General features: G+C 65.2%; 15 protein-coding genes. 6 read left to right on the top strand and 9 right to left on the bottom strand.

Annotated features, from left to right (window positions below; genetic code table 11):
• Window positions 1-23: 23 nt before the first annotated feature.
• The 3 genes from AC3WLX_RS03650 (at window position 24) to AC3WLX_RS03640 (ending at window position 2372) form a co-directional block, all read left to right on the top strand.
• Complete coding sequence (locus AC3WLX_RS03650) at window positions 24-587, top strand: isochorismatase family protein (protein ID WP_492334724.1); 564 nt, start codon at window positions 24-26, stop codon at window positions 585-587.
• Between the two features lie 29 nt (window positions 588-616).
• Entirely contained in the window at window positions 617-784 is a 168-nt protein-coding gene (locus AC3WLX_RS03645; RefSeq protein ID WP_291627782.1) for a hypothetical protein, read from the top strand.
• A 205-nt stretch (window positions 785-989) separates the two neighbouring features.
• Window positions 990-2372 (top strand): aspartate aminotransferase family protein, encoded by a 1383-nt coding sequence (locus AC3WLX_RS03640; RefSeq protein ID WP_492334723.1) that lies wholly within the window; start codon window positions 990-992, stop codon window positions 2370-2372.
• A 236-nt stretch (window positions 2373-2608) separates the two neighbouring features.
• Here the strand turns inward: AC3WLX_RS03640 and rnd are convergent, their stop codons facing one another.
• The 6 genes from rnd to AC3WLX_RS03610 form a co-directional block, all read right to left on the bottom strand.
• On the bottom strand, window positions 2609-3757 hold the full coding sequence (gene rnd, locus AC3WLX_RS03635; RefSeq protein ID WP_492334722.1) for a ribonuclease D: 1149 nt from the start codon (window positions 3755-3757) through the stop codon (window positions 2609-2611).
• Window positions 3758-4246: 489 nt separating this feature from the next.
• Window positions 4247-5578: an ABC transporter substrate-binding protein gene (locus AC3WLX_RS03630; protein ID WP_492334721.1), complete on the bottom strand. Its 1332-nt coding sequence runs from the start codon at window positions 5576-5578 to the stop codon at window positions 4247-4249.
• A gap of 11 nt (window positions 5579-5589) precedes the next feature.
• The gene (locus tag AC3WLX_RS03625; protein WP_291620248.1) at window positions 5590-6459 is read right to left on the bottom strand and encodes a carbohydrate ABC transporter permease; all 870 of its coding nucleotides are present in this window, start codon (window positions 6457-6459) and stop codon (window positions 5590-5592) included.
• Window positions 6456-7406, bottom strand: coding sequence for a carbohydrate ABC transporter permease (locus AC3WLX_RS03620; RefSeq protein WP_492334720.1), 951 nt, complete (start codon window positions 7404-7406; stop codon window positions 6456-6458). The genes AC3WLX_RS03625 and AC3WLX_RS03620 overlap by 4 nt, the downstream gene beginning before the upstream one ends.
• 1 nt (window position 7407) lies before the next feature.
• Window positions 7408-8256, bottom strand: a complete 849-nt coding sequence (locus AC3WLX_RS03615; RefSeq protein ID WP_492334719.1) for a phosphodiesterase — start codon at window positions 8254-8256, stop codon at window positions 7408-7410.
• Between the two features lie 197 nt (window positions 8257-8453).
• A complete protein-coding gene (locus AC3WLX_RS03610; protein ID WP_492334718.1) occupies window positions 8454-9923 on the bottom strand; it encodes a protein adenylyltransferase SelO in 1470 nt (489 codons plus the stop codon).
• Window positions 9924-10111: 188 nt separating this feature from the next.
• Here AC3WLX_RS03610 and aspS point away from each other — a divergent pair, with 188 nt between their 5' ends.
• Window positions 10112-11884 carry an aspartate--tRNA ligase gene (aspS, locus tag AC3WLX_RS03605; protein WP_492334717.1) on the top strand — a complete coding sequence of 591 codons (1773 nt, stop codon included), beginning with the start codon at window positions 10112-10114 and terminating at the stop codon, window positions 11882-11884.
• Between the two features lie 160 nt (window positions 11885-12044).
• On the opposite strand, the gene AC3WLX_RS03600 is transcribed toward aspS, so the two are convergent.
• Window positions 12045-14015 (bottom strand): aq_1923 C-terminal domain, encoded by a 1971-nt coding sequence (locus tag AC3WLX_RS03600; RefSeq protein ID WP_492334716.1) that lies wholly within the window; start codon window positions 14013-14015, stop codon window positions 12045-12047.
• Between the two features lie 246 nt (window positions 14016-14261).
• On the opposite strand from AC3WLX_RS03600, the gene AC3WLX_RS03595 reads away from it, so the two are divergent.
• Window positions 14262-16571: an NADP-dependent malic enzyme gene (locus tag AC3WLX_RS03595; protein WP_492334715.1), complete on the top strand. Its 2310-nt coding sequence runs from the start codon at window positions 14262-14264 to the stop codon at window positions 16569-16571.
• A 314-nt stretch (window positions 16572-16885) separates the two neighbouring features.
• Window positions 16886-17338 carry a DoxX family protein gene (locus AC3WLX_RS03590; protein ID WP_492334714.1) on the top strand — a complete coding sequence of 151 codons (453 nt, stop codon included), beginning with the start codon at window positions 16886-16888 and terminating at the stop codon, window positions 17336-17338.
• A 3-nt stretch (window positions 17339-17341) separates the two neighbouring features.
• Here AC3WLX_RS03590 and AC3WLX_RS03585 read toward each other — a convergent pair whose 3' ends face one another.
• Together AC3WLX_RS03585 and AC3WLX_RS03580 are read right to left on the bottom strand one after the other, a co-directional pair.
• On the bottom strand, window positions 17342-18454 hold the full coding sequence (locus tag AC3WLX_RS03585) for an AraC-like ligand-binding domain-containing protein (RefSeq protein ID WP_492334713.1): 1113 nt from the start codon (window positions 18452-18454) through the stop codon (window positions 17342-17344).
• Between the two features lie 399 nt (window positions 18455-18853).
• The gene (locus AC3WLX_RS03580) at window positions 18854-19402 is read right to left on the bottom strand and encodes a dihydrofolate reductase family protein (RefSeq protein ID WP_492334712.1); all 549 of its coding nucleotides are present in this window, start codon (window positions 19400-19402) and stop codon (window positions 18854-18856) included.
• Window positions 19403-19407 lie beyond the last annotated feature (5 nt).

The following is a 19407-nucleotide window of genomic DNA, read 5'->3' as shown; positions in this document are numbered from 1 at the left end:
CGGGTGCAGCTACACGCAACACAATGCTGGCTTCCATGCACGATGACCCGCCGATCCTGGTCTGTGCGGATCTCCAGGTCGAGTACCTGACCCCCGGCCGCCGCCATGTCATCGTGGACGGCGATGCGACGGCCGCGCGTTGTCTGGAACTGCTGACGCTGTGGCGCGGCAATCTTTGGCCGGTGATGCATCTGAAGCGCATCGCGCAGGCGGCCTGGTTCAATCCGTCATCCAGGCTGACGGATTGGATCGCGCAGACCAGGCCGCGGCCGGGAGAGATGACGTTCGAGCACCCGCTGCCGTCCGCCTATAGCTCGGCGCGGTTCGTGGACCACATGTCCAGTATCCGGACGACGCGCTGCATTCTGGTCGGCTTTTCCCTGGACGAGACCATCCTGGCCACCGCCATCGAGGGTTTTCACCGCAGCCATCGCTACCATGTGGTCGCTGACGCCGTGGCTTGCCGGCAGCCAGGCGCGGACGATGCCGTCGCCTACAGGCATGCGGTAGTGAATGTCATCGCGAATTTTGCTACGATCCAGTCCAGCGCTGAACTGATCAGAGCCAGCGGCGCCGTTGCGGCGTAGGCTGCCGCGACCGGTGGATGGGGTGAGAATTGTCGCGGGGAGACGAGCTCGAGGAGCTGGCCAGCGATCTGACGCGTGCCGCCGAGCGGGCGCGCAGGCTTGGCCTGCCGACGACGGTCTATCTGCTCTCGATGGCCCTGGTCGAGGTGAGGGAAGCCGTCGCCGCGAGCGATGACGGGGACGACGGCGCGGCGTGAGCTGGCGTTCCGGCTGTGATGCCCGATTCCAGTCATGTGCGGCTTTGTGCATCGCTGCTGAGCGCTTGCCGCCCACGAATTGGCGTTGCAAGTTTTGCGCTGTGGCAATAGCCAAGTAGGCAGCCAAGTACTTGAGCGAGGTACTTGCCATCGACTGATGACGCCGGCTCTGCCTGCGATGCGACGCTTTCAAGGATCTCTAGCAATGTCCATGCTGCCCAATTCGCAAGAAGCCCGGGATGTAGCCTACCAGCTCCATGCCTATACCAACGCGCGCGCCCATCAGCAGGCCGGTCCCCTGGTCATCGAGCGCGGCGAGGGGCCCTACGTCTTCGACGCGAGCGGCAAACGCTATTTCGAAGCCATGGCGGGGCTCTGGAGCGTCGGGCTCGGCTTCAACGAGAAGCGGCTGGTCGAGGCGGCGTACAAGCAGATGCAGGCGCTGCCGTTCTACCACACGTTCTCTGCCAAGTCGCACGGTCCCTCGATCGACCTCGCCGAGAAGCTGGTGGCAATCGCGCCTGTCAAGATGAGCAAGGTGTTCTTCACGAATTCCGGTTCGGAAGCAAACGACACCGTGTTGAAGCTGATTGCCTATCGCTCCAACGCGCTCGGCCAGCCCCAGCGCAAGAAGGTGATCAGCCGGATGCGCGCCTATCACGGCGTTACCATCGCGTCGGCGAGCCTCACCGGCCTGCCGAACAACCACCGCTCGTTCGACCTGCCGCTGCCGAACATCCTGCACACGGGCTCGCCGCACTTCTACAAGGACGGTGCCCCCGGCGAGAGCGAGGAAGCCTTCGCGACCCGCCGTGCCGAGGAGCTCGACGCGCTGATCCAGCAGGAGGGGCCCGATACGATCGCCGCCTTCTTCGGCGAGCCGGTGATGGGCGCGGGCGGCGTCGTCGTTCCGCCGGCGACCTATTGGGACAAGATCCAGGCCGTGCTGAAGAAATACGACATCCTGCTGGTTGCCGACGAGGTGATCTGCGGCTTCGGCCGCACCGGCAAGATGTTCGGCTGCGAGACCTACGGCATCAAGCCCGACGCGATGGTGGTGTCCAAGCAGATCACCTCGAGCTATTTCCCGCTGTCGGCGATCATCCTGAACGACCGCATGTTCGAGCCGATCGCGGACGAGAGCAACAGGATCGGTGTGCTCGGACACGGTTTCACCGCGGGTGGCCATCCGGTCGGCTCGGCCATTGCGCTGGAGAACCTCAAGATCATCGAGGAGCGGGGCCTCGTCGCGCATGCCGCCGAGCTCGGCGGCTATATGCAGGGCCGCTTACGTGAGCTCAACAGCCACCCGCTGGTCGGCGAGGTCCGTGGCGTCGGCATGATCGCCGCGCTCGAGCTCGTGCTCGACAAGGGGCGCAAGACCGCCGCCAGCACGCCCGGCGCCGTCGGCGGCATGGCCAGCCGCATGCTCCAGGAGCGCGGCGTGATCTCGCGCAACATGCTCGATGCCATCGCCATCTGCCCGCCGCTGATCACGACCAAGGCCCAGATCGACGAACTGGTCGCGGCGATCTCCGGCGTGCTGAACGACATGAAGGGCGAAGTGGCCAAGCTGACGCCGGCGTAGGGCTTCGCTCCTCTTCGCAATTACGATTTGAAACCAGTAAGCCCAGATACTAAAACCGTCACCCTGAGGTGGCCGCTTCTTCAGCGGCCCTCGAAGGGCGACGGCCCGGCTCTCTCGGAGCGGCGGCAGCGGTGCCGCTCATCCTTCGAGGCTCCCGGCGCGATGCTTTGCATCGCGCCACTCGCACCTCCAGCGACAACGGCTTCGCCGTTGCGCGGGGATGACGGATTGGCCAGTTAAGCCCGCTGCACCCCGATCACGCGGCCTTTCTCGATCGCCAGCGCCAGCTCGCCGCGCTTCAGCTTCAGCGCGGCATCGCCGAACAGCTCGCGGCGCCAGCCGCGCAAGGCGGGCACGTCGGCCTCATCGTCCGCGGCGATCTCTTCGAGGTCGTCGACGGTCGCGATCACCTTGCTCGCGACTGCGTGGCGCTCGGCGGTCATCCGCAAGAGGACCTTCAACAGCTCGACGATGGCCGCGCCGTTGGAATTGTTGCGCGGCTTCTCCAGCTTGGGCAGCTTCGAGAAGTCCCGCGCCAGCCCGCGCTCGACCGCGGCGACGATGTCGGCGCCCCATTTGGATTTCTCGAAGCCCTTCGGCACCGAGCGCAGATTCGCGAGCTTCTCCAGCGTAGTCGGCGCGTGGGTCGCGATGTCGGTGATGGCCTCGTCGCGCAGCACGCGGCCGCGCGGCACGTCGCGGCTCTGCGCTTCCTGCTCGCGCCAGGCCGCAACCTCCATCAGCACCGCGAGATCCTTCGGCTTGCGGACCCGCGTCTTCAGCCGCTCCCAGGCGCGCTCGGGATGGAAATCATAGGTGCGGGGCGAGGTCAGGACCTCCATCTCGATCGAGACCCACTCGCTGCGGTGGCGCTTCTTCAGGTCGGCGTCGAGCGCTGCGAACACGTCGCGCAGATGGGTGACGTCCGACACCGCGTAGTGCATCTGCTCCTTGCTCAGCGGCCGGCGCGACCAGTCGGTGAAGCGGTGGGTCTTGTCCGGGCGGTGGCCAGTCACCTTCTCGACCAGCGCGTCGTAGGCGATACTGTCGCCGTAACCGAGCACCATCGCGGCCACCTGGGTGTCGAACACCGGATGCGGGATGATACCCGCCTGGTGCCAGACGATCTCGATGTCCTGGCGGGCGGCGTGAAACACCTTCAGCACGCCCTCGTTGCCCATCAGCTCGAAGAACGGCTTGAGGTCGATGCCCTCGGCCAGGGCGTCGACGACGACGGCTTCCTCGGGGCTGGCCATCTGCACCACGCACAGCAGCGGGTAATAGGTGGTCTCGCGCAGGAACTCGGTATCGACTGTTATGACGGGGTGCTTGGCCAACCGGCTGCAGGCAGCCGCGAGGTCAGCGGTGGTGGCAATCAAATCCATGAACGGCCCATGACACTTGATATCAGCCGTTCTGCCGAAAGCACTGTGATGTCAAGGGGCTCTAAGCGAATTCGAGCCTTGCATCGGGCCGGAATCGACGCTTTCCGACCAAATTCCTATTCGTAGCGGACCCGCTGCGAGGATTTTCGCGCGCAGGGCAGCGCAACCACGAGCACGCACATGGCGACAAGCGCCAGCCCAAGGAACTCGATAACCAACAGATCCACGGCGAAACCTCCAGAAACATTGATAGATTTGTCGGGCGTGCGTTGAGGGTCTGTTAATTCTCGTGGTTACCGGCGACGGGCCGGGCCGGATGGTGGACGGGGGGTTAACGACGCGATTCCGCTCGGTCGTCATGGCCGGGGCTTGTCCCGGCCATCCACGTTCTCTTGGCAAAAGCTCGTGGAGGCCCGGGCCTTCGCCGCGCCGAAGCGGCTACGGCCGCGTAGGCGGGACAAGCCCGGGCATGATGACGAGGGCGTAGGCTTACGGCAGCTTCAGCGAGGTCTCCGCGTTGTACGGCTTCAGCGTCTCGTCGGCCGCCTTCTGGGCGGCGGCGAGGGCTTCCTTCGGCTGCTTCTTGCCGTTGAGGACCAGCATCACCTCGTCCTCGAGATTCTTGCGGACCGGGACGGTCTTGTAGGTGGCGAACCAGGGCTTGGCGACGTCGAGCTGCTCGACGGCGGTCTTGGCGTCCGGGTTCTTGTTCAGGAATTCGACCATCTCCGGCGTCTTGTAGGCGGCCATGTTGGGCGCGAAATAGCCGGTGGCGCGGCTCCACCAGCCGCTCTTCTCCGGAGAGGTCATCCACTTGATCAGCGTCCACGCCGCCTTCTGCTTCTCGGCCTCGAGGCCGGCCGGCATGATCAGGGAGGCGCCGCCGATCGGCACCGCGTTGCGGACGTTGCGCGGGATGAAGGCGACCTTGTAGTTGAACTTGGCGTTGTCGCGCACGTAAGTGAGCGAGCCCGTCGACAGCATCATCATCGCGGCGTTGCCCGAGATGAAGGAGGTGCTGACGGCAGGGCCGGGCGTTGCGCCGGGCGTATGGACCTTGTGTTTGTAGATGAGGTCGTTCCACCAGGAGAGCGCACCCAGCATTGAGGGCGTGTCGTAATAGACCTCGCCGCCGAACTCCTCGTTGTAGTAGCGCCCGCCATTGCTCATGGTGAGCGTTTCCATCATCCAGCCGCAATAATCGTAGGCGCAGGGGATCGCGATGCCCCATTGGGTCACCTTGTCGCCCTCGCGCTTGGTCAGCTTCTTGGCCCAGTCGGTGAGTTCGGCCCAGGTCTGCGGCGGCTTGCTCGGATCGAGGCCCGCTTCCTTGGCCTTGTCGGCGTTGATGTAGAGCAGCGGCGTCGAATTGTGGAACGGCACGCCGTAGACCGAGCGGTTGATCACCGCGTTGCCGTGCAGCGCAGGGAAGAACTGGCTGAGGAACTTCTCCTTGGTGCTGCCGTCCGCAGCGATCAGGCTGTCGAGATTGGTGAGCTCGTTCTCGATCTGCATGTCGAGCAGGAAGTTCGCCGACATGATCACCGCGGCCGGCGGTTTGCCGGCCTTGATCGCAGCGCGCGTCTTGATCAGCGTGTCGTCATAGGAGCCGGTGTAGACCGCGGTCGCCTTGACGCCGGGATGGGTCTCGTTGAACTCCTTGATCAAGGTGCCCATGTCGCGGGCGAGCTTTCCGTCGACAGGGACGGGGAAGAACAGATCGATCTCGGTGGGACCTTCGGCCTTCGCCGGGACGGCGAGGGCGCCTGCCATGGTGCCTATCATGGCAAGGCCGAGCATGAGCCTGCGGGAGAACAGCATCGAAAAATCTCCTATTTGATGCCTGAGGTGACGAAAGAGCTGATGAAGCGCTTCTGGAAGATCAGGAAGGTGACGAGCAGCGGGCCGATCACCATCAACGTGCCCGCGGCGATCGTGCCCCAGGCCTGCGTGCCCTCGGCGGTCTTGGTGAAGACGGAGAGGCCGACCGTGAGCGGCCGCTTGTCGGGCGAATTGATCACCATCAGCGGCCACAGGAAGTCGTTCCAGTGGCTGGTCACCGAGATGATGGCGAAGGCCGAGAAGCTCGGCATCGACAGCGGCACGTAGATGTGGCGGATGCGCTGGAGCAGGCTGGCGCCGTCGATCAGGGCGGCGTCTTCCAGCTCCGTCGGAATCGCCTCGAAGGCCTGACGCATCAGGAAGGTGCCGAAGGCGGAGGCGAAGAACGGCATCATCACGCCGGTGAGCGTGTCGTAGAGGCCGAGCTGCGCGACCAGGCTCAGGTTCGGCACGATCAGCAGCACCGGCACCAGCATCAGCTGCATCAGGAACAGGTAGAAGATCGGCGTCTTGCCGGCGAACTTCAGGCGCGCAAAGGCAAAGCCCGCCAGCGTGATCGTAACGAACTGCACCAGGAGGATGCCGGCGCAGATGATCGTGGTGTTGAGCGTGTAGCGCGGGAAATCGCCGATCTCCCAGGCATCCCTGACGTTGTCGAGCGTCGGCTTCAGGCTCGGCATCAGGTCGGCCATGAGGTTGATGCCGTCGGAGGCCGGACGCAGCGTCGCCACGATCATCCACAGGAAGGGGATGAGCCAGACCATCGCGAGCAACACCGTCAGCAGAAAGCCGAGCTTCGGCGTGATCTCATTGCGCGTGGCGAGCGGGGCCTCCCTGTAGAGCCGGTCGATCAGCTTCATGACCCGCCCTCGCGGTTCGCCATGGTGCGGAAGGAGAGCGCGGTCAGGCCCATCAGCGCGGCCAGCGTCAGCAGCGTCGCCGCCGAGGCCTTGCCGATGTCGTAGTGCTCGACCGCCTGCTGGTAGATGTAGAACAGCACGAGATTGGTCGAATTGGACGGCCCGCCCTGGGTCATGACGAAGACGTGGTCGACCTGCGTCACCGCGTTGAGCGTGGCGATCACGATGACGAACAGGAAGGTTGGCTTCAGCTCCGGCAGGATGATGTGGCGCAGCCGCTGGTAGGGGCCGGCGCCGTCGAGATGGGCGGCCTCCATCACGTCTTCGGGCACGGCCTGCAGGCCGGCCAGGAAGAACAGCATGTAATAGCCGGCGTTCTTCCAGATCGTGATCACCATGATTGCGTAGAGCGCGACGTCGGGATCGCCGAGCCAGTTCGGCAATACCGGAAGCAGCCGGCCGATGTAGTAGTCGAGCAGGCCGACATTGGGCAGGAAGATGAACATGAACAGCGCGGAGGCCGCGACCATCGGGATCAGCACGGGCAGGAACAGCGCGGCGCGCAGCGCGCTGCTCACGGCATGGGTGCGTGCCAGCGCCAGCGCGAACAGCAGCGCCAGGGCGATGCTCGGCACCGTCGTGCCGATGGCGTAGATCAAATTGTTGACGACCGCGCCGGTGAAGGCGGGATCGGCCAGCACCGCGCTGATGTTGTCGAGGCCGACGAAGCGGACCGGCGCCTTCGGCGTCGCGCGCTGATACAGCGCATCGATGAAGACGCGGCCCATCGCGCCATAGGTGAACAGCGCGAGGAAGACCAGCGAGGGCAGCAGCAGCAGATAGGCCGGCAGCGAGGCTTTAACGCTGCCGGTGAAACGCTTCAGGACGTGCCAACGCGGTGCCGCCGACGTCGCGACCGGGAGAGCCGCGGGTTCAGCGAGGCTCATCTCACCGTGCCACGAAGTTGAGCGCGTAGTCGCGGCCGTCCACGCCCGCCGGCGGCTCGAACGGGAAACGCAGGCTGGTGTCGAGGAAGTCGTGGCTATGCACGACGAGATTGTCGTCGTCGATCAGCACGACGCCATAGGCCGGCGGCTCGTGGCTGGCGAGGTGCGGCGCGCCGGGATTGAGCTCGAACCAGACCTGGTGGTTGGTGCCGCGCAGGGTCGAGAACGGGATCTTGCCAAAACTGCCGAAGATCGGCCGGTGCACGTGGCCGAAGAACAGATGGCGGATGCGAGCCCGATAAGGCGCGATCACCTCGACGAATTCGGCGCTCTGCTTCAGCCCGATGTCGTCCATCGCGTGGACGCCGACCGGGAAGGGCGGATGGTGCATGAACACGACGAATTCTTGGTCGGCGGGCGCGGCGGCGAGCGTGCTCGCCAGCCAACCGAGACGCTTTGCGCACATCTCGCCGGCATGGCTGGTCTCGTCCAGCGTGTCGAGGAAGACGAACAGGCCGTGCTCGGTGGTGCGCGTGCCCTGCACGAAGCCGTTGGCATCGCGCGGCGCGGCCTTCAGCGCGTCGAGGCAGGTGACGCGCTTGTCGTGATTGCCGACCATGGCGATGTAGGGCATCTTCAGCGCGGCCATCGCCTCGGCGAAATTGGCGTAGGAGTCAGCCTCGCCCCAATGGGTGAGGTCGCCGCTCACCACGGCGAAGGCGGCGTCGGACTGGTGCGCGTTGATGTCCGCAATCGCAGCATCCAGCCGGGCGCGCGGATCGAGGCCGTAGAGCGTCGCGCCGGGGTTGGCCAGATGCGTGTCGGTGAGGTGGATAAACTTGAAGGGCATGGCGCGCTTTGTGGTTGGAGGACGGGCGCCTCCGGCAAGACAACCCTGCCAGCCCGTTAGAGCGCGTGTGTTTCAGTTTGATGACAGCGGTTCCGGCGGACGGGACGTGTCCACAAGGCCCGGGGGACAGGAATGGACCGCGCCAGGCGCAGTCCATTCAATGCGTCAATTACAGATAGTGGTGTGGTCGAACCGTCTCACGTCCCACAAAACGTCTGCAGTACCCGCTGGTCCGGCAACGGCGGATCGGCGTAGGCGGCATGGTCCGGCTGGTCCTCGAACGGCCTCGCCAGCACGTTCACCAGCTCCTCGAACGGCGCGTAGTCGTCGTTCACCGCGGCCTGGATCACCGCTTCGACGCGGTGGTTGCGCGGGATGAACATGGGATTGACGGCGTCCATTGCGGCTCGCCGCTCGGCTGCGCTCTGTGGCTCCAGCCCGATGCGCGCGCGCCAGCGGCCGGCCCATTCGTCAAAGGCGGCGGGCTCCATGAACTGTCCGCGCACGTCGGCGCCGTCATCGGCCGCAGCGTCACCGAGCTTGCGGAAGGTCAGGGTGAAGTCGGCCTGGTTCTTGGCCATGGCATCGAGCAGGTCCTGGATCAGCGCCTCGTCGCCGTCGCGCTCCGTGAACAGGCCGACCTTCCTGCGCAGGCCCGCCTGATAGGCGGCGCTGAACGTATCGGAGAACGCGCCAAGAATGTCCTGCGCCTCGGCCACCGCCTTCTCCTGCTCGTCCGAAAACAGCGGCAGCAGGCATTCGGCGAGGCGCGTCAGATTCCACAAGCCGATGCGCGGCTGGTTGGCATAGGCGTAGCGGCCCATCTCGTCGATCGACGAAAACACCTGCGCGGGATTGTAGGAATCCATGAAGGCGCAGGGGCCGTAATCGATGGTCTCGCCCGATATCGACGAGTTGTCGGTGTTCATCACGCCGTGGATGAAGCCGACCAAGAGCCAGCGCGCGATCAGCTCGGCCTGGCGCGCGGCCACGGCGGCGAGCAGGGCGTGATAGGGCCGATCGGCCTGCAGCAGCTCCGGATAATGGCGCGCGATGACGTGATCGGCGAGCCTGCGGACCGCCTCGGTGTCGCGGCGACTGGCGAAGAACTGGAAGGTGCCGACGCGGATATGGCTGGAGGCGACGCGGGTCAGCACCGCGCCGGGCAGCGCGGTCTCGCGGAGGACGTGCTCGCCGGTGACGACGGCGGCAAGCGAGCGCGTGGTCGGGATGCCGAGCGCGTACATCGCCTCGCTGACGATGTATTCGCGCAGGACCGGGCCGAGCGCCGCGCGGCCATCGCCGCGGCGGGAGAACGGGGTGGGGCCGGATCCCTTGAGCTGGATGTCGCGGCGGACGCCGTCCTTGTCGATGACCTCGCCAAGCAGGATGGCGCGGCCGTCGCCGAGCTGCGGCACGAAATGCCCGAACTGGTGGCCGGCATAGGCCATCGCGATCGGATCGGCTCCATCAGGAACCGTCTTGCCGGCCAGGATCGCCGCGCCCTCAGGGGTCTCCAGCGTGTCCGGGTCGAGCCCGAGCTGGAGCGCCAGCGGCCGGTTCAGCTTGATCAGCCGGGGGGCGGCGACCGGGGTCGGCGCGACGCGGGCAAAGAAGCTGTCCGGCAGCGCCGAATAGGAGTTCTGGAAGGGGAAATGCACCGTCATGGGCTCAAGATAGGGCTGGAACGCCCGATGGCAAAGGCTCGGCCCCTGAAAATGGGCACTTCCGGCCCAAAACAGGGCGTTCCCTTGGTTGCCGCCTTGGTCCTAGCGAGGTAAACCCTGCCGCAACTTCGGACCGGCCGTGACAGGCCGTTCGATTCGCATCCTCCGACATTGATTTTGGGACGACCATGCATCGCTACCGGTCACACACATGCGGCGCGCTCCGCGAGAGCAACATCGGCGAGACGATCCGCCTCTCCGGCTGGGTCCATCGCGTGCGCGACCATGGCGGCGTGCTGTTCATCGACCTGCGCGACCATTACGGCCTGACCCAGTGCGTGGTCGATCCGGATTCGCCGGCGTTCTCGCTGGCCGAAAAGCTGCGCTCGGAATTCGTGGTCAAGATGGACGGCAAGGTTCGGCGCCGCCCCGATGGTACCGACAATGACGATCTGCCGACCGGCAAGGTCGAGGTCTACATCAGCGAGATCGAGGTGCTGGGCCCCGCCGGCGACCTGCCGCTGCCTGTCTTCGGCGACCAGGAATATCCCGAAGACATCCGCCTGAAGTACCGCTTCCTGGACCTGCGGCGCGAGAAGCTGCACCAGAACATCATGACGCGCATCGAGATCATCAAGTCGATGCGCCGGCGCATGGAGGGGCAGGGCTTCTTCGAGTTCAACACGCCGATCCTGACCGCGTCGTCGCCGGAAGGCGCACGCGACTTCCTGGTGCCCTCGCGGATCCATCCCGGCAAGTTCTACGCGTTGCCGCAGGCGCCGCAGCAGTACAAGCAGCTGCTGATGATGTCGGGCTTCGACCGCTATTTCCAGATCGCGCCCTGCTTCCGCGACGAGGACCCGCGCGCCGACCGCCTGCCGGGCGAGTTCTACCAGCTCGACGTCGAGATGAGTTTTGTGACGCAGGAAGACGTGTTCGCGGCGATGGAGCCCGTCATCACCGGCGTGTTCGAGGAGTTCGCCAAGGGCAGGCCGGTGAGCAAAAACTGGCGCCGCATTCCGTTCGCCGAGGCGCTGCGCAAATACGGCAGCGACAAGCCGGATTTGCGCAATCCGATCGAGATGCAGGACGTCTCCGAACATTTCCGCGGCTCCGGCTTCAAGGTGTTCGCGCGCATGCTGGAAGATCCCAAGAACCAGGTCTGGGCGATCCCGGCACCGGGCGGCGGCTCACGTGCGTTCTGCGACCGCATGAACTCGTGGGCGCAGGGCGAGGGCCAGCCCGGCCTCGGCTACATCATGTGGCGCGAGGGCGGCGAGGGCGCGGGTCCCCTTGCGAACAACATCGGGCCCGAGCGCACGGCCGCGATCCGCGCGCAGATCGGCGTCAAGGAAGGCGATGCCGCCTTCTTCGTCGCCGGCGATCCTGATAAGTTCTGGAAGTTCTCGGGTCTCGCCCGCAACAAGGTCGGCGAGGAGTTGAACCTCATCGACAAGGAGCGGTTCGAGCTCGCCTGGATCGTCGACTTCCCGATGTACGAGTACAACGAGGACGACAAGAAGGTCGACTTCTCGCACAACCCGTTCTCGATGCCGCAGGGCGGCCTCGAGGCGCTGAAGTCGCAGGATCCGCTCACCATCAAGGCGTTCCAGTACGACATCACCTGCAACGGTTACGAGATCGCCTCGGGAGGCATCCGAAACCACGTGCCGGAAGCCATGGTGAAGGCGTTCGAGATCGCAGGCTATGGCGAGCAGGAAGTGGTCGACCGCTTCGGCGGCATGTACCGCGCCTTCCAGTACGGCGCGCCGCCGCATGGCGGCATGGCCGCCGGTGTCGACCGCATCGTGATGCTCCTCTGTGGCACCAATAACTTGCGCGAGATCTCGCTGTTCCCGATGAACCAGCAGGCCATGGACCTCCTGATGGGCGCGCCCTCGGAAGCCACCACGAAGCAGCTCCGCGAACTGCACATCCGGGTGAACCTGCCGCAGAAGTGAGGTTGCGGCAGTTCGATCTCGTGCCCCGGACGCAGCGCAGCACGTAGTGATGCGCTGCTGAGCCGGGGCTCATGCATCTCGGTATTCAGCAGCTTTCTGGATCCGGGCTCTGCGCCGCGTCACTGCGTGCCGCAGCGCGTCCGGGACGCGGAGAGCTCTCCTACAGCCCCGTCGAGGCCTCGATCCTGAACTGCGCCAGCGCGATGATCGGTTCGTGGTCGAGGACGTCGATCAGCTGAAGCAGCGGCAGCTTGCCGAACGGGGTCAGCTTGATGGTCAGCGTCTGCCCTGAGGTTGCGACGAAGCCGGCGAGGGCATCGACTGCCACCTTGGCGTCGAGATTGGAGGCCGCGATCTTCTCGCCCTGGGCCCGGATCATCTCGACGATGGCGCTACGCGCGGCGTCACGGCTGACATTCTGCATGCGCGCGAACTGAGCCACGATCAGATCGACCACGCCGCGGTCGCGCAAGGACAGCTCGATTGCGCCGGTCTCGACCTGCGCCAACTGATCCATGGCCTCCGACCGGCCCGTCGTGGTGAAGAGGTCGCGCGGCACCTTGGCAAGCGCAAGACTGACCTGCGCCTTGGCGAGGTTGCCCAGATCGAGCGTGGCCGGCGCCAGCGCGAAGGCGCCCGACGATTCCGTCCAGGCCGCGCCGAGATCGAGGTCGATCGCGAGCTTGTCCAAGCCCGCCATGATCAGCGGCTGCAGCGCCGGAGTGGCGGGATCGGTCGGTGTGACCATCTTCACGACCAGATTGGCCTTGCTCGGGATCGATCCCACCAATTGACCCCAGTTGAGACTGATCGTGTCAACGGTGATGGGCTGCCGCGCGGTATTGTGGGGCACAACCATGCCCTTGACCTCGGCGCCTTCGAGCACGCGGAACAGGCCCAGCATCTGGTCGGGCGAAGGGGGCTGCCCGGGGGTTCGAAGGCTTGCCGCCCAGCGCATCAGGTTTGCCGCGCTGAACGACTTCAGCGCGAAGCTCTCCATCTTGAATTGGCCCCGGGGCAGCGGCATGTCGATGCCTTCCAGAGCAATCCTGTCCTGATCGTATTTGACCGCCTTGAGCCGTCCCGTCCCTTGCGGCGTCTCGACCGTTTGCCTGCCGATCTCGGCCTTGCCGATCTGGAAGCCGTCGAAGAAGTCCGCCACCTTCTCGATCATGCCTCGTGATTGCGCCGGCGTCGGGATCGAGCCATCGACCGGCACCAGCGCGATGATCTCGGCCGGCCGGAATTTCGAGGGCCGGATCGCGATGTCGTCGAAGCCCATGCCCTCGATCTGCACCCGCACACCCGGCGCCATCGTCACGACATATGAGTTGACCGAGACGCGCCGATAGATTCTGCGGAATTGGTCGTCGCTCGTCCCTTGCTGATCGAGCGCAGCACGCACCGCGGTTGCGTCGAAATCGTAGGCGGCGAGACCTGACAGCTCGCCGGTCATTTTCGCGGGCTTGCCCGGCTGGGCCATGTCGATCGAATAAGTGACACGGTCCGTCTTTGCCGTTTCGACCTTGCCGCGGTTGACGTTGTGGACCGACAGACCCGAATAGACATAATCACCGCTGCCGGCGTTGCCGCCGCCCGCATCGACATTGACGGAAATCGTCGGTACCGCGATCGAGGACGCCGAAACGGTTGCGTATTGCGCCAGCATGAAGCGGTACATGTCGAGGATCGAGCCTGACAGCGGCGCGTCGGCTGCACGGATGGGACCGCCAAAGTCGCGTGCGGTGATCTGCGGGATCTTGTAGCTCGCTTTCAGCTTCGCCCGATCCGTGTAGGTGAGCGCGACCTCGACACCGGACACCTCAATGCTGTCCGCCGCGAAATGGCCCTCATCCGGAAGGCGCACACCGACGGCTGTGAGCTTTGCGGCCTTGAGGTTGGCGAGCGGCGGCTGGGCGGGCTCGACTGCGATGTCCTCGATCGTCAGCGTCCGGGTCGCGAGTTCGAACGCGATCTTGCCATGGCTCGCCTTGCCGCCGCCCGAGCGCATCTGCGCGAACACCGCCTCGACCTCGCTGTTGGCCCGGTGCTGGATGTAGAGATTGAAGCCGAACCATCCACCGGCGGCGAGCACGGCTGCCACGATCAGGCCGATCAGGATTCGCTTCATTCCCAGCTCCAGTTGCTCGTTTTGCACCGCGCAACCTGCCATATTCGCGAAACGCCGCGCGGTCCAGGGAAAGCTATGGTTTTCAAATATTTGACTGCGCGCCCTGTTGACGGGGACGCAATCCGATGTTGCCACCGGGGCGCCCGGCGTGCTTCATCCGGCTTCCATGAGCCGGAAATACGGTCTGCTTGGACCGCGGCTTCGGATCGTGCATTTTGAGGCCGGTAACGCGAGGCGAGACACCGCATGTCGTCCTATTCTGATGATCTCCACCAGGCGGCGCTCGCCTACCATCGTCTGCCGCGCCCTGGAAAGTTGGAGATCCAGGCAAGCAAGCCGCTTGCCAACCAGCGCGACCTCGCGCTGGCCTATTCGCCGGGCGTCGCCGCGGCCTGCACCGAGATCGCCAAGAATCCGGCCGAAGCCGCCACGCTGACCACACGCGCCAATCTGGTTGCCGTCGTCTCCAACGGCACCGCGGTGCTCGGCCTCGGCAATATCGGTCCGCTAGCCTCCAAGCCGGTGATGGAGGGCAAGGCCGTCCTCTTCAAGAAGTTCGCCGGCATCGACGTGTTCGACATCGAGATCGCCGCCGACACCATCGACCGCGTCGTCGAAACGGTGGCGGCGCTGGAGCCGACCTTCGGCGGCATCAATCTGGAGGACATCAGGGGACCCGAATGCTTCGAGATCGAAGCGCGCCTGAAGGAGCGCATGAAGATCCCGGTGTTCCACGATGACCAGCACGGCACCGCGATCATCGTTGCCGCCGCCATCACCAACGGTCTCCGCCTGAACGGCAAGAAGCTGTCCGAGGTCAAGATCGTGGCGTCCGGAGCAGGGGCTGCGGCCATCGCGACGCTCAATCTGCTGGTCTCGATGGGCGCGCAGCGCAAGAACATCTGGGTCTGCGACATCGACGGCCTCGTGCACGAGGGCCGCAACACCTCGATGGACCGCTGGAAGGCGGTCTATGCGCAGAAGACCGACAAGCGCACGCTGGCCGACGTCATCGTCGGCGCCGACATCTTCATCGGGCTCTCGGCGCCGGGCGTGCTCAAGCCCGAAATGGCCAAGGCGATGGGCGAGAAGCCGCTCATCATGGCGCTTGCCAATCCGACGCCCGAGATCATGCCGGAAGAAGCGCGAAAAGTGCGCCCCGACGCCATGATCTGCACCGGCCGCTCCGACTATCCGAACCAGGTCAACAACGTCCTGTGCTTTCCCTTCATCTTCCGCGGTGCCCTCGATGTCGGCGCCAGCGCCATCAACGAGGAGATGAAGCACGCCGCGGTCGAAGCCATCGCGCAGCTCGCACGCGAGGCGCCGTCGGACGCCGTCGCGCAAGGTTTCGACACCGGCGAGACGCAAGGGTTCGGCCCCGGCTCGCTGATCCCGAGCCCGTTTGATCCCAGGTTGATTCTCCGCATCGCGCCGGCGGTGGCGAAGGCGGCGATGGAGTCTGGCGTCGCGACGCGTCCCATCACCAATTTCGACGAATACACCGCGCTGCTCGAGCGCTTCGCCTTCCGGTCCGGCCTCGTCATGAAGCCAGTGTTCGCCAAGGCCAAGACCCAGCCGATGCGCGTGATCTATGCCGAGGGCGAAGACGAGCGCGTGCTGCGCGCCACCCAGGTCGTGCTGGAGGAAAAGCTGGCGCGCCCCATTCTGGTCGGCCGTCCCTCGGTGGTCGAGGCGCGCATCAAGCGTTTCGGCCTGTCGATCAAGGCGGGCAAGGATTTCGACCTCGTCAATCCCGAGGACGATCCGCGCTATCGCTCCTATGTGCAATCCTATGTCGAGGTCGCCGGCCGCCGCGGCGTGACGCCGGATGCGGCCCGCACCGTGGTCCGCACCAACAACACGGTGATCGCCGCGCTCGCGGTGATGCGCGGCGAGGCGGATGCCATGCTGTGCGGCGTCGAGGGCCGCTACATGAGCCATCTGCGCCATGTCCGCGAGATCGTCGGTTTTTGCCCGGGCATCAGCGACTATGCGGCGCTGGCGCTTATGATCACCAGCAAGGGCGCCTTCTTCATCGCCGACACGCAGGTGCGGCCCAATCCGAGCGCGGCAGAGCTCGCCGAGATCGCCTCGCTCGCCGCGGTCCACGTCCAGCGCTTCAACATCAAGCCGAAGATCGCCTTCGTGTCGCATTCGGATTTCGGCAGCTACGACACCGACTCCTCGCGCAAGATGCGGCTGGCGACCCAGCTGCTGAAGGACAAGCATCCGGAGATCGAGGCCGACGGCGAGATGCAGGGCGACACCGCGCTCTCCGCCACTGCGCGGAAGCTGGTGTTGCCGCATTCCAAGCTGGAGGGCGAGGCCAACATCCTGATCATGCCGACGCTGGACACCGCCAACGTCGCCTATCAGATGATCAAGTCGCTGGCGGACGCGCTGCCCGTCGGCCCGATCCTGGTCGGCCCGGCGCGTCCGGCGCACATCCTCACCCCCTCGGTGACGGCGCGGGGAATCCTCAACATGACTGCGGTCGCGGTGGTGGAAGCCCAGGAGCGCGCTGCGCGGCAGCATCCGACGCTGTTCACGTAGTTGCTTCGCGCTCGCTCGCTAGACGTCGTCGGGGACATTCGCGCCACAAACTCGTCATGCCCGGGCTTGACCCGGGCATCCACGTTCTATGTTCCGTGCGGCAAGGCGTGGATGGCCGGGTCAAGCCCGGCCATGACGCCGAAAGAGTTGCGGTCAAACACGCTCTCGTTCGATTCCGCTAGGGAGTCGGGCGAATAACATGCCGCCAACTTTTGAATTCCTGTCAGTCCTCCATTCCCCGTTTGTAAACCGTCGCACGACTCTTCATAATCCGCTCACGCGTTCCGTGCTTTGCGCTTGCCAAGAGGCCGATCATGCCAGCGTTCGTGACTTTCGGGCGAATCCTGTTCGCCGTGCTGTTCGTCTACACGGGCGCGACCAAGCTCTTTGCCATCCAGGCGACGGCCGATTTCATCGCCACCAAGGTCGTGGTGCCCGACGTCGTCGCGCCTTACGCCCAGCAGGTGGAGACCGCGACCGCCATGACCACGCCGCAGCTGCTGGCGATCGCGGTCGGCGGGCTCGAGGTCATCGCCGGGCTGATGATCGCGCTGAATTTCGGCGCGCGGTTCTTCGCGATGCTGATGATCATCTATCTCGCGGTTGCGACCGTGCTGTTCGACGACTTCTGGAATCACGCACCGCCCGACAATGCGAAGATGGTGGTCGATGCGCTGAAGAACCTGTCGATCATCGGCGCGTTGTTCATGCTGATGGGATACGGCCGCACCACGCGTCCGGCCGAAGCGGCTTACGGCGACGTGTAGCGGTCAATCCGCCCTCGGAGGCGCGATCTCGCGCATCCAGCGGGAGATCGTCGCGCCGTTCGTTGCGTCCGTGTCCCGCTGCACACCGAGCAGCGCGGCCTCGCGCGCTGCGCGCGGCGTGATGCCGTAGGCGGCCTTGAAGGTCCGCGTGAAATGCGCGTCGGTGCCGAGCTGCCAGCGCCGCGCGACTTCGCTGATCCTCAGACTCCGCGCATCCGAATTGGCGAGGTCGAAGAAGGCACGGTGCAGGCGGCGACTGCGGATGTAGTCGGCGATGCCGCCGACGGGCGCGAACAGCCGATACAGCGAGGCCCGCGACAGGCCGAAATGCGCGGCGATCGAATTGGCCGACAGGTCGTTACTGCCGAGACCTGCTTCGATGTACTGGCGGATCCGCATCAGGGACGGGCTCGCCGCGACGGAATGGTCGAAACCGGCCTCGACGCGCTCGAGTTCGTTGCGCAGGCACGCGGCCAGCAGCGACACCGTGCCTTCGACCACGGACTGGCATTCGTCGAGCGTCATGCGCGGCGCAAATTCGAACAGGGCACGGAGGTGTCCGGCGAGGAGCCTCGCGATCACGCTGCTGCCCGGCAGCACGAGGCCGTGCAGATCGTCGACTCTCGACAGATGATTGCCGAACATCGGGCGCGGCACGACCAGCGTGACATTCTCGAACGCCGTCGCCCTGGTCTCCAGGGTCTGGGCGAGGTCGAACAGGCAGATGTCGCCGGCGCGCACCTGCACCGGCCGGTGCCCGGCGACGCCGTCAAAACCGCCCTTCAAATAGAGCTGGAGGATGACGTGGTCGACGCCGCTGCGCGCGATCGTTTCAGCCGTCCGGCGAAAGCGCTGGCCGCTGGCACGGCTCAGCCCGATAAGCACCGGCCCCATGGCGAAGGAACTGATGTCGGCGCGAAATGGACCCGGCTCGCCGGCGGCGAGCTCGTCGACCTCGAACAGCGTGGCCACGGCCTCCCGCCAGGCGTTGACGTTCGCTGCCGTCTCCATCTGATCGGCGGTGAAGCCGAATGCCGGCAGCAGGGATGACATCGGGGCTGCATCGCCTTCCGGTCCGAAGGCGTCGGTCGGATCTGTCGTCACGTCGTCGGTCATGGCTGGTCGTTGTCGCGTCTTGGTCGTCGAAGGCGGGCAGGGTTGGGGGCGATCGTAGCGGCTGCAGGTTCATATCCGCAGAAGCGGAAGGGTTCCTTCGCGCGAATCTGCCACCGACGCGGCGGCGCGTTCGATCCCGGCAGCCCGGACTTGCGCTTTTGTCTCAGTCTGTTGATGCCGTGTTTCTGAGTGCCGGGCTCGTATTGACGCAGTGTCATAGACATTGGCTATACGCCATCACCGCCGTCGGGGCTGATTGATGGTCTCGGCAAATAGGCTAGCCGGCTTTTTGCTGGCCGGCGGCGGGATCAATTTCAAGCGACACCCGAACAGGATATGCAGCGGTATTGCGATGCCGGTACTTTGCATGGGGTTGTTTTGCGATTTTGAATCGAAGACTCACCGCCGCCACGGGGTGACGGTCACCTCATGCGCCGCGTCGAGGAGATACGGCGCGTCCGGATTCATCCCGTGCGACGCCAGCACCTCTTGAGGGGTACGCTGGGGCACGTCGACGAAGCAGCCTTCGCCGCCGGGCAACCGCACATGCGGAGCCTGCGACAGCCAGAACGTGTCGTAGCGGTCCATGAACAGGTCGAACACGACCGGGCCCCCGATGACCGCGACCGTGCCGGATGCGACGTCCGCGAAGGCGCAGGCCGCATCGAAGCTGGCATGCTCCGGATTCCACAGCGTCGCGTTCGGCATCTCCGGATCGACGGTGAGGTCCCTGATCTTGCGGGTCAGGATCAGCCGCTTGCGCTTGGGCGAGTTCGGCTGCTGCTCGTGCGAGTTGCGGCCATGCACGATCAGCGCGGCACGATCGAGCGCCTGCTCGAAGAACAGCTTGTCGCCTTCGAACTTCAGGCTGTCGGGCATGACGCGGCCCGCGTCGGCCAGCATGCCGTCCGCCGAGACGATGACGTAACCTTCGAAGCGGAAAGACAATGGCC

The organism is Bradyrhizobium sp. FW305-F6, assembly GCF_058782905.1.
This window is presented reverse-complemented; position numbering and strand designations above follow the sequence as displayed.

Excerpts from the sequence above, each read along its gene's own strand:
- aspS (WP_492334717.1), top strand. The coding sequence starts at position 10,112 with ATGCATCGCTACCGGTCACACACATGCGGCGCGCTCCGCGAGAGCAAC.
- AC3WLX_RS03590 (WP_492334714.1), top strand. The coding sequence starts at position 16,886 with ATGCCAGCGTTCGTGACTTTCGGGCGAATCCTGTTCGCCGTGCTGTTC.
- AC3WLX_RS03650 (WP_492334724.1), top strand. The coding sequence starts at position 24 with ATGCTGGCTTCCATGCACGATGACCCGCCGATCCTGGTCTGTGCGGAT.
- AC3WLX_RS03630 (WP_492334721.1), bottom strand. The coding sequence starts at position 5,578 with ATGCTGTTCTCCCGCAGGCTCATGCTCGGCCTTGCCATGATAGGCACC.
- AC3WLX_RS03640 (WP_492334723.1), top strand. The coding sequence starts at position 990 with ATGTCCATGCTGCCCAATTCGCAAGAAGCCCGGGATGTAGCCTACCAG.
- AC3WLX_RS03600 (WP_492334716.1), bottom strand. The coding sequence starts at position 14,015 with ATGAAGCGAATCCTGATCGGCCTGATCGTGGCAGCCGTGCTCGCCGCC.
- AC3WLX_RS03625 (WP_291620248.1), bottom strand. The coding sequence starts at position 6,459 with ATGAAGCTGATCGACCGGCTCTACAGGGAGGCCCCGCTCGCCACGCGC.
- AC3WLX_RS03595 (WP_492334715.1), top strand. The coding sequence starts at position 14,262 with ATGTCGTCCTATTCTGATGATCTCCACCAGGCGGCGCTCGCCTACCAT.
- AC3WLX_RS03610 (WP_492334718.1), bottom strand. The coding sequence starts at position 9,923 with ATGACGGTGCATTTCCCCTTCCAGAACTCCTATTCGGCGCTGCCGGAC.
- AC3WLX_RS03615 (WP_492334719.1), bottom strand. The coding sequence starts at position 8,256 with ATGCCCTTCAAGTTTATCCACCTCACCGACACGCATCTGGCCAACCCC.
- AC3WLX_RS03585 (WP_492334713.1), bottom strand. The coding sequence starts at position 18,454 with ATGACCGACGACGTGACGACAGATCCGACCGACGCCTTCGGACCGGAA.
- rnd (WP_492334722.1), bottom strand. The coding sequence starts at position 3,757 with ATGGATTTGATTGCCACCACCGCTGACCTCGCGGCTGCCTGCAGCCGG.
- AC3WLX_RS03620 (WP_492334720.1), bottom strand. The coding sequence starts at position 7,406 with ATGAGCCTCGCTGAACCCGCGGCTCTCCCGGTCGCGACGTCGGCGGCA.